9 protein-coding genes and 1 riboswitch are annotated in these 12,702 nt (G+C 48.1%); of the genes, 8 read left to right on the top strand and 1 reads right to left on the bottom strand.

The features are described 5' to 3' along the window. Nucleotides 1–111 precede the first annotated feature (111 nt). The gene (locus ACR1R9_RS23780) at nucleotides 112–756 is read right to left on the bottom strand and encodes a DedA family protein (RefSeq protein ID WP_326064101.1); all 645 of its coding nucleotides are present in this window, start codon (nucleotides 754–756) and stop codon (nucleotides 112–114) included. Between the two features lie 245 nt (nucleotides 757–1,001). On the opposite strand from ACR1R9_RS23780, the gene ACR1R9_RS23775 reads away from it, so the two are divergent. The 8 genes from ACR1R9_RS23775 (at nucleotide 1,002) to ACR1R9_RS23740 (ending at nucleotide 12,543) form a co-directional block, all read left to right on the top strand. Beyond that, a complete protein-coding gene (locus tag ACR1R9_RS23775) occupies nucleotides 1,002–2,270 on the top strand; it encodes a polysaccharide deacetylase family protein (protein ID WP_433922512.1) in 1,269 nt (422 codons plus the stop codon). Nucleotides 2,271–2,388: 118 nt separating this feature from the next. Beyond that, on the top strand, nucleotides 2,389–3,363 hold the full coding sequence (locus ACR1R9_RS23770) for an AAA family ATPase (RefSeq protein WP_433922513.1): 975 nt from the start codon (nucleotides 2,389–2,391) through the stop codon (nucleotides 3,361–3,363). Continuing rightward, nucleotides 3,360–4,724: a DUF58 domain-containing protein gene (locus ACR1R9_RS23765; RefSeq protein ID WP_433922514.1), complete on the top strand. Its 1,365-nt coding sequence runs from the start codon at nucleotides 3,360–3,362 to the stop codon at nucleotides 4,722–4,724. Before ACR1R9_RS23770 ends, ACR1R9_RS23765 begins: the two co-directional genes overlap by 4 nt. Before the next feature lie 187 nt (nucleotides 4,725–4,911). Next, on the top strand, nucleotides 4,912–7,074 hold the full coding sequence (locus ACR1R9_RS23760; protein ID WP_433922515.1) for a transglutaminase TgpA family protein: 2,163 nt from the start codon (nucleotides 4,912–4,914) through the stop codon (nucleotides 7,072–7,074). Nucleotides 7,075–7,391: 317 nt separating this feature from the next. Next, on the top strand, nucleotides 7,392–8,930 hold the full coding sequence (gene guaA / locus ACR1R9_RS23755; protein WP_076292234.1) for a glutamine-hydrolyzing GMP synthase: 1,539 nt from the start codon (nucleotides 7,392–7,394) through the stop codon (nucleotides 8,928–8,930). A 176-nt stretch (nucleotides 8,931–9,106) separates the two neighbouring features. Beyond that, complete coding sequence (locus ACR1R9_RS23750) at nucleotides 9,107–10,147, top strand: hypothetical protein (protein ID WP_433922516.1); 1,041 nt, start codon at nucleotides 9,107–9,109, stop codon at nucleotides 10,145–10,147. Between the two features lie 95 nt (nucleotides 10,148–10,242). Then, nucleotides 10,243–10,494, top strand: coding sequence for a hypothetical protein (locus ACR1R9_RS23745; RefSeq protein WP_433948874.1), 252 nt, complete (start codon nucleotides 10,243–10,245; stop codon nucleotides 10,492–10,494). A gap of 392 nt (nucleotides 10,495–10,886) precedes the next feature. Continuing rightward, nucleotides 10,887–10,986, top strand: a riboswitch (purine riboswitch). Between the two features lie 180 nt (nucleotides 10,987–11,166). Beyond that, entirely contained in the window at nucleotides 11,167–12,543 is a 1,377-nt protein-coding gene (locus tag ACR1R9_RS23740) for an NCS2 family permease (RefSeq protein ID WP_024630796.1), read from the top strand. Nucleotides 12,544–12,702: the final 159 nt, after the last annotated feature.

Below are 12,702 nucleotides of genomic sequence, written 5' to 3'. Positions count from 1 at the left end.
TTATCAGAAACAGAAAATATAACCTGAGGTTCCACAGGGACAAAAATCTCTGAGCTAAATGTGTCTGAATCCAACCATTGATATCATCGACTAATATGTGAGTGCTGTCGTTTATTTTTGTCTTTGCCGAATAGCGGCAGGTTTGCGCAACGATCGAGCTGCCCACGCTTTTCGATAACGGTACAGTACGGCTGCAATCAGCAGCAGTCCGATCCCCGCCACGATGTAAGGTGCATATTGATGAACAAGCTGAAACACAGCGTTCCATTGCGGTCCAAATATTTTGCCAATGCCTAGGAACAGCATGACCCAGAACAGTGCGCCTGAATAGGCATAGAGAGCGAATTTACGAAAGGGAACAGCGGCTATACCCGCGAAATATCCGGTGAAATGTCTCACTCCCGGAATGAAATAACCGATGAAGATCAGGGCATTACCGTACTTAGCAAACCACTTTTGCGTTTTATCCAGCTTGTCCTGTTTCATCAGAAACCATTTGCCATATCGTGTAATGAACGGTAGACCTGCTTTGGCCCCAATAAAATAAGTGATCGTCATGCCAATCGTCGTTCCCAGAAAAGCAAGGATGGCAAGTATTCCAAAGTCCAGATGACCCTTGTAGGACAGAAATCCTGCATAAGCCATAGTCGTTTCTCCCGGGAAGGGAAGGGCGATGAATTCCAGCAATAAACCAAAAAACAAAACGCTGTATCCGTAGGATCCAAACAGATGCTGGACCTTCTCAAGCAATTCCAATAGACTTCACTCTCCTGCAGACAGGGTGGGAGGAGATGTTTACTCTCCAAGGAGTTTTGTTCACGATCCTACCTGTCCATTATGCTACCTAATCCGAAGCCAAGAATCAATCGCGAGCCATCCCAAATTGTGAAAAATTATAAAACAAAATCGCGTCTTTTTTCAGTGCGTCCTCCATATAATTCTAACAAATCTGCTGAAGTCTATCAGCAAATTCACTAGAGACGTTGGAGGTCGATTCGTACATGTTAACGCCAATACATACATTATTATCTGGAAAATGGTCTGTACTAATACTTCGCATAGTTGTACTGCTGTGTGTATTCGCTGCATCTGCAGGCACAACTTACGCTTCCTCTGTATCGGGGTCTGATGCACCTGCCCCTAAAGAAGAGAATCCTCAAGATAAGGTAGTCTATTTGAGTTTTGACGATGGACCGGGTAACCATACCCGTGAAGTATTGGATATTTTGCGCAAGGAACAGGTTTTGGCTACATTTTTTGTGCTTGGAGAGCAGGCAGAACGTTATCCTGAGATGATCCGTGCGGTTGTGGAAGATGGACATGCTTTGGGCAATCATACGTTTAATCATAATTATGAACAGCTATATAGTGATTTCAAAGTGTTCTGGAAGCAGATCAAACAGACAGAGGCAGTCGTAGAGCGAATTACCGGATTTAGACCGAATCTGGTCCGGGCACCGGGCGGTACCTACGGACATTTTGATAAGAGTTATTTTGATCTGCTGAAATTGGGCGGGTACACCGTTATGGACTGGAACGTAGACAGTGGTGATTCCAAACGGAAGGGTGTTCCAGCCAAAGAAATCTTACGCAATGCGACCAAGGTGCCTGCCGGAGCACGTTCGGTCATTGTATTGATGCATGATGGAGGCGCTCATGCCGAGACGGTAAAAGCACTACCTGGCATTATCAAGTATTACAGCGATCAGGGATTTCGTTTTGACACGATGAAGGCCTCGGATGAGCCTGTTCAATTCCGAACCGATTCCAATGGTAAATACAAGTCTCGCAAAGCCCCGAGTAAGGAATGGATCGCAGAAAATGTACAAGAGAACAGCAACCTGTGGTTGGCCGGCAAGGAACTGAAGGTGGAAATTGGATTGGCAGCAGCCACATTGAAGCCAGGAGAATTTCGCGTGGAAGATCAGCGGATCATGGTGCCTTTGCGGACCTTTATGAAAAAGTTCGGTGGTAGCGCTCGTTGGAATGCAGAGACCCGAACAGCCACAGCCGTATGGAAAGATCGAACCATCCATGCAGACAGTGTCAGCGGAGATCTGACAACGAAACGTTCAGACCAGTTGAATGACAGAACAACAGAGGGAGTCGTGCAGAGTCAGGGGGGAACGATCTGGGTTCCGCTGCGTGAATTGATGGAGCATATGGGAGTAACCGTTGATTCACTAAAGGCGAATGAAAAGGAATGGATGGTTAAAGCCAGCGTTCCTCTAGCAGCAGCTAACAGCATGTATTTGGATAAATTGATCTGAATAAAGTCGTTCGTACAGGACTATTCTCTCTACTTCCGGGCAACACTGAATCATAGATTAGTATGGTTCAGGAATGCCGATGGATGGAAGGAGATTAGAAGATATGTCTTATATCCGAATGGAACATGAACATGCTGTAGAATTGCTGAATAGAGTTATGAAGCGAGTTGAAAGTGTGATCATTGGCAAAAAACAAGAGATTCGTTATGTGTTAACTGCAATGCTGAGTGGAGGTCATGTACTTCTGGAAGATGTACCGGGTACCGGCAAAACGATGCTGGTTCGCGCCGTCGCTTCTGCACTGGATTGCTCCATGGGACGAATTCAGTTCACGTCGGATGTGATGCCGGCAGATGTGACGGGCACGTCGATGTATCATCCGCATACGGGAGAATTTAAGTTTCGATCAGGACCCGTCATGTCCAATATTGTGCTGGCCGATGAAATCAATCGCGCTTCCCCCCGCACTCAGTCAGCACTTCTGGAAGCGATGGAGGAACGGCGCGTTACGGTGGATGGCACAACCTATGCTTTGCCGCGCCCATTCTTTTTGCTGGCGACGCAGAATCCGTTGCAGTTTGAGGGCACTTATCGTTTGCCTGAAGCGCAGCTGGATCGTTTTATCATGAAGATTGGACTGGGGTATCCTGATCCGGAGCAGGAAGTCGAACTGTTAACCCGGATGCAAAGCAGAGAACTGCTTGATGAACTTCGCCCTGTCATGCTTGCTGAAGAAGTCGTAGCCATGCAGCGTGAAGTAAAACATGTACATGTGGACTCTGTTGTCAAACAGTATCTGGTTGCTGTTGCCGTTGCCTCCAGAACTCACCCTGCGGTAAGACTGGGTATCAGCCCGCGCGGAACATTGGCCTGGATGGCCGCTGCACAATCGTTTGCTTACCTGCAAGGACGCAGTTATGTCATTCCCGATGATGTGAAAGAGATGGCTGTGCCTGTCCTATCCCATCGCGTTCAATTGAAATCCCAGAACAGAGCGGAAATCTGGGCACAGGCGCAGGTGATTCAGGAAGCTCTGTCATCGGTTCCTGTACCTGTACAGATGGCGGCACAGGGAAGGGGACGGCGTCAATGACTGCGCTGGGTCAACGGATGTTGGGTGCTATCCTGGTCATAGTTTTTGCCTCTTTGTATGTATGGCATGGCGGCAAGGCCGCGCTTTTTCTATCCATTATGGCAGCCTTGATGCTCGCAAGCGCACTGATTATCCATTTTTTTGGACCGCGCAATATTAACATTCGGCGGCAAATGCATGCGAATCGGGTTGTGGCAGGCGAAAGAACGCGAGTGGCCGTGGAACTGAAATTCGACTGCCCGATTCCACTGTTATGGATCATTCTGTGTGAGAATACACCTGCTGGTGTACACCGTAAGTTACTATTTCCGGGAACCCGTCGCCAGTTTACGTATCAATATGAATTATCGGGTTTGCGCAGAGGTGTATACAGATGGGAATCAAGCAGATTGTACTGGGGTGATGTTTTCGGATGGAATACGGTCTCCGCAGAGACTGTGAATCATACCTCGCTCATTGTTGTTCCCCAAGCAGCGGAATGGGGTGAGAATAATCCCGGAGAATACTCGGCAGTGGGAGAAGATACACTGTCTGAGCGAAGAAGTAGTCAAGGGAATCGCAGTCCTGAGTTCCGGGAATATCAGCAAGGAGACCCGCTGGGGCGTGTTCATTGGAAAAGCACAGCCAAAACGGGTCGACTTCAGACATTTTTGCCTGAAACCTCTGATTCTGTCTCGCTGGGTATACTGGTGTATGAAGGCGCATCCGGTTATGAAGTGCGGCAGTCAGAGAAGAGAGATACGCCCGCTTTTGAACGTGTAGTCCGTGCAGCTGCCCGTTGGATTCATACCGCTGAACGTGACAATATTCCTTATCAACTGTGGACGGAAGGTGGTGGGTCAGGATCTGCTCATCAGGAGATATGGCAGCAAGAACTCCTGCACTCGCCTGAAAATCATGCGCTGGACAAGCTGGCTCAGGCGCGAATTTCCGCGCCTCAAGCTGTATCTCCATCGCTTCGTACAGAGATGTTGGATAGAATGGCGATCGGCTCACGAATTGTGATCCTCACTGGCAAAATGGATGACGCTTTGGTGGAGTGGGTAATGTGTGCAATCAGGTTGGGATACAGGGTAGAGGTCCAGTTAACGGAGTTCATGGCCGGAGAAGGTTCATCATCTATATCGCGAGCGGAATCACTCAGCAGCCATATGGCTCAGAAGCGAGGACATCATGTTGATGCGGCAGATACCACTGTAGCTGTAGCAACAGCACAGTCCATTGCAACAGATCAAACTATTCGTGACATGGACAATGAAAGTGTGGAACAACTTCGTCAAAGTGGAGTACAGATCCATTGGATTACAGACGGCTCTTTACCTTCAATGAGAAAGGCGGAGGTAACGGATGTGGGAGCATAATGGAAACTCTCAAGCGAATTCCACTGTGGCTGACCGGAGGCACACCGCAAGTTTGGGGTTAGAGTCTGTGCATTCCATATATAAAGCTGAAACCAGGACATCTGGAGTAGATTTGAAGAGTCCCGGCTACAGTTCGGAGCCTCTCCTTTACAGAATCGGTCTTTCTGCCATTTTGCTTATATTGTCCATGGAGTGGATTTATCCGGTTACGTCAACGGGTCAGCAGGGCAGTGAACGATTCTTATCCGTGATGGCAGGATTAACGGGGGCCTTGCTGCTCGCGGGGTTACTTCGTACGGGTTGGATCACGGGAATACTGATTAGACTCTTCATTGCTCTAGCCGCATTATGTTGCATGTATGGAGGTAATGACCTTGCTGGATGGGCAGTTACCTATCCGACAACTCTTTCTACCGACATGGGCAGTTTCATGAGTACGTGGCGTTTTCACTCGATTAGTGTGGAGACAAGAGGTCTGCTCATGATGTGCGGTTGGAGCATGCTGATGGCTTCCGTGCAGTCACTGGTACTGCTGCGACGAAGTGTGATGCTTTTTGGGAGTGCAACATTGGTCTATCTACTGCTGCTTGAATCCTTTGCCGGGTTGGATGTATATGCTTCCGTGATACGTTCTGTGTTGTGGATTCTACTCATTCAGGCCATGTTACAGTTGCTTCGCCTTAACGGCGGGGTCACCACACCGATCTTTAAGCATAGTCCTTATGGCCGTTGGTCTGCGGTAACGCTTGCGGTGTCGACAGGCATGGTACTTTTCTCAGCAATCCCTGGTCAGCTTGCCACTATTCCTCCACCGGAACGTATTTCACTTGAGCAGATGGGTGAGCGTTTGGCCCGCTGGGCAGGCTATACACAGCACGGAAGTATTCCTGCAACAACTGCCGTCACAGGATACAGTACAGCGGATGCACCAATGGGCGCACCTTTGGTGCAGGGAGACACGATTTTTTTTACGGCAAAAAGTCCGGAAGTTACGTATTGGCGGGGCGAGACCCGTTCATATTATAACGGAAGCACCTGGAGTGATCCTGTGCAGAGCTTTGAGACGACAAGTCCATCCGGATTGGTGCGTACCGACGGTTGGGAGTACCCAGCCTATTGGCAACGTATTCGTCAAACGGTAACGATGAAGCGAGAGTGGAGAGGACCCAATCCCCTCTTCACAGGTGGAATGCCACTCAATCTGTCGTTCCAGGATAAGAATAGTGATAATCAGAAGAATAGACGTTTACTGCTATCAAATGAAGACTCCGCAACGTTATGGCTCGCGGCTAATTATGACAATCAAACTGTCAAAAGTTATACGGCAGATGTCATGATTCCCGTGGCAACACCTGAACAACTTCGCCTTCTGGGAAAGATGTCCAACATGAAAGATCCGGCGGCAATTCGCAGAACGTATCTGCAGCTACCAACTACGCTTCCAGGACGCGTGCAGGCTCTTGCCAAGGATATCATTCAGGGGAGTGAGACCCGTTATGATGCCGTGCAGGCTGTAAAAACATACCTTGCCGACCACGCCGAATATACGCTGGATACCCGTATGCCGCCACGCGGAACTGATTTTGTAGATGATTTTCTATTCGTTACACGGCAGGGATACTGCAATCATTTCTCGACAGCTATGATTGTGCTGCTACGTGCAGAGGGCATTCCGGCACGTTGGGTTAAGGGATTCGGACCAGGGGAAGCCGATGCGGACGTCTCGGGGCAATACATTGTGACCCAGGGAGATGCACACTCCTGGGTAGAAGTGTATTTTCCAGGCGCGGGCTGGATGCCGTTCGAGGCTACGCCAGGCTTCACCATGACGCAGGGTGAAGGCCAAGACGCCGCTGCGCTCAGCGGGCAGCAGCCCGTTGCCGTAACCCCGCCGCAGACGGACGGCGGGGTGGCTCACGCGGGCGCATGGCTGCTCGCCCGCGCTCGGGCCATTGCCGCGCACCCATGGCTCGCGGCAGCCCTTGCGGCAGCGGCGCTGCTGTGCGCCGCCGGGGCCATCCGCATGCGGCGGCTTCGCCCCGCGCTGCGGCTAAGGCTGCTGCTGGCGTGGCCGCGCAGCAGCTTTCCGGACCGCGAGCGGCTGCTCAGCGCCGCCGCTCCGGTCTGGGCCGCGCTCGCGCGCCGTTACGGCCCGCGGCCGCCGGGAATGACGCTGCGTGAATATGCAGCGTCTCCCGCCGTGGCCGCAGGCACGGACGGCGCGGACATCGCGCGGTTCGCAGCCGACTGGGAACGGCTGCTGTACGGGCCGGACCGTCCGCTGCGCGCGGACAGTCTGGACTTCCTGCGCCGGGCACTTCATCTGGCCCGGCGCATGCAGGCGCTGTAACACGAAGTACAGCGCAGCGCTAAACATAGGACGCCTTTCTCGCCCCTAAAGCGAACGAGGCGTCTTTCCACGATCATACACTATGAGACTCCGTGCGGAAGATCTCTTTTATGCTGAAAATAGTGCCTCAACCCTTTTCTTATATTTCCGATCGGGAAATATATAGAATAGAGGCGAGAATATTCGACCGAATACCTTAATCTCAGGCGTTGAAAATGCCATGTTTTGAGATGTCGAAAAAAGGAGTTTCGCCTTTCCTTGACGGTATGTTTTGTCGTTGCGTATAATTAGTTTCATTAATTGAGGGAGGCTCGGTAATGAATAAGCAAAATGAAATAGTGGTTGTCCTTGACTTTGGGGGCCAATACAACCAGTTAATCGCCAGAAGAATCCGGGATCTGGGCGTATACAGCGAGCTTTTGCCGTATAACACACCGGCGGAGAAAATCGCAGAATTATCACCAAAGGGAATCGTGTTCTCGGGTGGACCATCTAGCGTTTACGCAGAAAATGCACCACACGTAGATCCGGCCGTTTATGATCTGGGATTGCCAATCTTCGGAATTTGTTATGGAATGCAGCTTATGGCGCAACAGCTTGATGGCAAAGTGGAGCGTTCTGAGAAGCGTGAGTACGGTAAAGCGGATATTGAGTTTGCACCAGGTGCTGCTCTCGCAAAAGGTATCGAAGGTGAACATACGGTATGGATGAGTCATGGTGACCACGTGGTTGCTCTTCCTGCTGGATTCAAACTGGATGCAGGCACGGAAAGTGCGCCAATCGCAGCAATGAGTAACGATGAGCGCAAATTGTATGCTGTTCAGTTCCATCCAGAAGTACGCCACTCTGTTCGCGGTAATGAAATGATCAAGAACTTCCTGTACGAAATCTGTGGTTGTGAAGGCAACTGGAGCATGGAGACGTTCATCGAAGATACGATCAAAGATATTCGTGAAAAAGTGGGCGACGGTAAAGTATTGTGCGCACTTAGCGGCGGTGTAGATTCTTCCGTTGTGGCTGCATTGCTTCACAAAGCCATCGGTGACCAACTGACATGTATGTTTATCGACCATGGTCTGCTGCGCAAAGGCGAAGCGGAGAGCGTAATGGAGACGTTCGTCGGCAAATTCGACATGAAAGTTGTCAAAATCGATGCACAAGAGCGTTTCCTGTCCAAACTGGCAGGCGTGGATGATCCGGAACAAAAACGTAAAATCATCGGTAACGAGTTTATTTACGTATTTGACGAAGAATCCAAGCAGTTTGATGATTTTGAATTCCTGGCGCAAGGTACACTGTACACGGATATCGTGGAAAGTGGCACAGCGACAGCTCAAACCATCAAATCCCACCACAATGTGGGCGGATTGCCTGAGGACATGAACTTCAAGCTGATCGAACCACTGAGTGCCTTGTTCAAAGACGAAGTGCGTAAAGTCGGCGAAGAGTGCGGTCTGCCAGAAGCAATCGTATGGCGTCAGCCGTTCCCAGGTCCGGGTCTTGCGATCCGTGTGCTTGGCGAAGTAACGGAGGACAAGCTCAAAATCGTTCGTGATTCGGACTACATCCTGCGCGAGGAGATTGCCAAAGCCGGTCTTGATCGTGAAATTTGGCAATACTTTACAGCCTTGCCTAACATGAAGAGTGTTGGGGTTATGGGTGACGCGCGTACGTATTCCTACACTGTAGGTATCCGTGCTGTAACATCCATCGACGGTATGACAGCTGACTGGGCGCGTATCCCTTGGGACGTATTGGAGAAAATCTCCGTGCGGATCGTTAACGAAGTGGACAACGTAAACCGTATCGTGTATGACGTAACTTCCAAACCACCAGCAACGATTGAGTGGGAATAGAAGTTATCTATACAGATTTAATAACAAGAGATCGGAGTTTCCGTCAAAGGAGCTTCGGTCTCTTTTTTTTAATTTTGTGTTTGCACCAGACGTTATTTATACTTTGATTTATGATAATGATGGACCATCCAATAGATTAACGAGGAAGAACACTCTGCAAGGAGGAACTATAGCGGATGAAGGAAAGAATCGAACTCAACCCAGGATGGACTCATGAAGAGGTTGCTGCACTTACGGCTCATCCTGAACTAAAGATTGTTCAATACAGCGAACACAATATCCCGGATGTAAACCTGATGCAGATATTGAATGAGGAGCTGTTTGCCAACAGACCCGATGTTACTTTTCGTATATATGGTTTTCATTCGCAATCTGGCGACTTGTCTGTTCTAACATATATGAACCATGTAGAAAAGCTTGTGATTGATTGTAACAGACGCATTAATGGAATTGAGGGCATAGGCGAATTGCTAAGGCTAAAAGAGTTTGCTTTTGACGTATTTGAAGCGGAGTCTCTTGATGTATTGGCGCTTTTACCTACCACTTTACAGCAGCTCCGCATCGGTAAAACCAAAACGAAGAAAACGGATTTGTCCGTACTTAACCGCTTTACTGAGCTTGAAACGCTGAGTGTGAATGGTCATACAACTAACATCGAAACGATCGGAACGTTGTCATCACTCCGGTCCCTCTATATTTCGGGAATGCCATTAAAGGAATTGGGATACTTAAAAGATGTAACGGATTTGAGCGAACTTCATCTCAGTTTTGGTGGAGCAGAGAATCTGGATAGCCTTGCGGAATTGAAATCCTTGCAATTGTTGAAGCTCCTAAGGGTGAAAGGACTATCAGATCTATCCGTATTGCCTGAACTGAAGGGGTTGCGCTTATTAGGGATAGAGGACCAGCCGCATCTAACGAGTCTGCCTTCTCTTGAAAATCTGACTGAATTACAGCGTGTTTTCCTGAACAATGTGAATGTAGAGAGTATCGATTGGGCAAAGACTTCCAAAAGCCTGAAAGAGCTCGCTCTTCTGCAAATGAAACATCTTACCGCCGAAGATATCGAATCTTTGATTCATCATAAATGTTTGGAAAGAATGATCGTTCATTTGAAAAGTGCCAAACAGCAAAAAGTGGCGCAGCAGGCGATAATGGCAGCAGGCATGTGGGATGAGAGCGGATGGTGGTATAACGATGAATCTCTGAATATTTAATTCCTTTTTTAGGTTCGTTTCAGATTGTTTTCATGTGGGGCTTGTACACTAAGTACAGAATACGGCTATGTGGCAACGAAAGGAGAATTGAATGTATGCGTAAAACCGACAATATGAGCAAATGGAAGATGGGCATTGGAAGTGCGTTTCTGATGGTGATGCTGGCAGGATGCGGCTCGGGTATGCAGGACTTGGCTCTTGGTGCGGGAGAATCTTCATTTGTGAATTTAGAGGCAGCAGATTCGTCTTCCGATCAAGCCCAGAATCAGGAGTTGTCTGAGGGATCTTCCGATAATATAGGTCAGGAACAACAGCAGGCACAGGACGCGCATCAGACAGAGATTTAGCATAATGATAGGACTTACCATGTAAAAAATGAATTAGTAACCGTGGCAGCCTGCTCTCTATACCTAAGCTTTTTGAATATTCAAATACATGATCCTCATCACATAACCATTTTCTCGGTAACGATAACCCATGAAGCTACCGCAATCAAAGTGTGCGTGCCACCTTTGATTGCGGTAGCTTTTTGATTTGGTGCAGAAGGGAATCACCCTTTGACATGATCAACATATACTCGAAAAACTCACCGGAAACCTCAGTATTATTTGGGTTGTAAACCGCTGAACTGGTTCATTTTGTTAAATAATACGAACGATTTATATGATGAGTGACAATAACATTCGTTTTTCTCATTGACAAACTAGAGGTAACCCTCCTAAAATAGTGATTGGAAACACACAAATAGCGCATAATACTTCGTATAATCCCGGGGATTGGCCTGGGAGTCTCTACGAGATCACCCTAATGATCTGGCTACGAAGAGGAGAAGGCTGAGCACATGAATTCTACATGGTTGCGTCGGGCATGACATCACGCACATTAGAATTTTTTTTGTTCTCCGTAATTGGCACAGTGCCACTCCTCATCAGCTAAAACCCTGGGTGATGCATTCATCTTCAGGGGTATTTGTCGTTTTCAATAAGGCTTCAACATCTCTAAGGAGGAATTAGTGAATTATGGATCGTTTCTTTAAACTAAAAGAAAACGGAACGAACGTTAGAACGGAGATTGTTGCGGGTCTTACTACCTTTATGACAATGGCGTACATTCTTTTCGTAAACACGTTGTTCTTGGGATCGGCCGGAGCCGGTATGTCGGACAATGCAGTATTTTTTGCAACAGCCGTAGGTGCCGGTTTGATGACCATCATTATGGGATTGTTCGTTAACATTCCGATCGCCCTTGCACCAGGTATGGGTTTGAACGCGTACTTCATGACCGTGGTTCTGAGTTCCAACGGTGCGATTTCCTGGCAGGCAGCTCTCGGAGCCGTATTTATCTCAGGTATCGTGTTTATTATTTTGACAGTGACCAAAATTCGTCAAATGCTGCTCGTTGCAGTTCCAGACTCATTAAAAATGGCAATCACAGTTGGTATTGGTCTCTTTATTACCATTGTAGGTTTCAAACTGGCCAATCTGGTGGCTGTAACAGTTAATGTTGCACCTGATGCAGATCTGAGCCAACCGATTCCGGGCAGCAGCTTTAATCTGTCTTTGGGTAATTTCATCACGCATCATGATGCGTTACTGGCTCTGATTGGACTGCTCATTATTGCTGTACTGATGGTTATGCGCGTCAAAGGTGCATTGCTAATCGGTATCATTGCCACAACGTTGATTGGTATCCCGATGGGCGTTACGAATCTCAGCGGCTTGTCCGGTGCAAGCTGGCTCCCTAACTTCAGCGATCTGGCAGTTGGACAACTGGATTTGAAAGGTGCCATTAGTCTTGGATTGTTTGAAATCATCTTCATCTTCACCTTTGTTGAGTTGTTTGACACATTTGGAACGATGGTGGGTACAGCAACACGAATGGGGATTATGAAGGACAAGAAAAAAGGCGAGAAAACAATTGGTAAAGCAATGCTCGTCGATGCAGTGGGTGTAAGTGCAGGGGCTGCACTGGGTACAAGTACAATTACCGCTTTTGTTGAAAGTGCCTCTGGCGTTGAAGCTGGTGGACGTACAGGTCTGACCTCTGTAACGACAGGTATCCTGTTCATCCTGGCTTTGTTTATAGCTCCGCTGGCATTGGTTGTTCCGTCCGCAGCAACAGCTCCAGCATTGATTATCGTGGGTGTTTTGATGATGAGTCAGGTTCGCAGCATTGAGTGGGATGACTTCCTGCAAGCTTTCCCGGCGTTTCTTACTATTGTATTGATGCCTTTCACTGGAGGAATTGCAAACGGGATTTCCGCAGGGATTGTATCCTATGTAATTCTGGCCGTATTCAGCAATCTGGTTACGGAGCGCAAAGTGAAGATCCACTGGCTTATGTGGATATTGGCTATCATTGTTATATGCCGGTATGTATTTATCGGTGGAGAATAAAAGTTTGACTGAATGAATTGGGTCAGAGACTTATAATGTATTTCTTATTTATACAAATGAAAGAAGCGGAAGCCTTGGTACTTTAACGGGGCTTTCGCTTTTTTGTTTCTTATATATGTAGCATGAGCTTTTAAAAGAAGGGACAGGAGACTCTTTGAA

It is taken from the genome of Paenibacillus taichungensis (assembly GCF_050994985.1).
Classification (GTDB): domain Bacteria; phylum Bacillota; class Bacilli; order Paenibacillales; family Paenibacillaceae; genus Paenibacillus; species Paenibacillus taichungensis.
Note: the sequence above shows the minus strand (reverse complement) of the source record. Positions and strands in the feature narration are given on the sequence as shown.

Coding starts and splice junctions, on each gene's coding strand:
- ACR1R9_RS23775 (WP_433922512.1), top strand. CDS start 1,002: ATGTTAACGCCAATACATACATTATTATCTGGAAAATGGTCTGTACTA.
- ACR1R9_RS23770 (WP_433922513.1), top strand. CDS start 2,389: ATGGAACATGAACATGCTGTAGAATTGCTGAATAGAGTTATGAAGCGA.
- ACR1R9_RS23765 (WP_433922514.1), top strand. CDS start 3,360: ATGACTGCGCTGGGTCAACGGATGTTGGGTGCTATCCTGGTCATAGTT.
- ACR1R9_RS23760 (WP_433922515.1), top strand. CDS start 4,912: ATGGAGTGGATTTATCCGGTTACGTCAACGGGTCAGCAGGGCAGTGAA.
- guaA (WP_076292234.1), top strand. CDS start 7,392: ATGAATAAGCAAAATGAAATAGTGGTTGTCCTTGACTTTGGGGGCCAA.
- ACR1R9_RS23750 (WP_433922516.1), top strand. CDS start 9,107: ATGAAGGAAAGAATCGAACTCAACCCAGGATGGACTCATGAAGAGGTT.
- ACR1R9_RS23745 (WP_433948874.1), top strand. CDS start 10,243: ATGCGTAAAACCGACAATATGAGCAAATGGAAGATGGGCATTGGAAGT.
- ACR1R9_RS23740 (WP_024630796.1), top strand. CDS start 11,167: ATGGATCGTTTCTTTAAACTAAAAGAAAACGGAACGAACGTTAGAACG.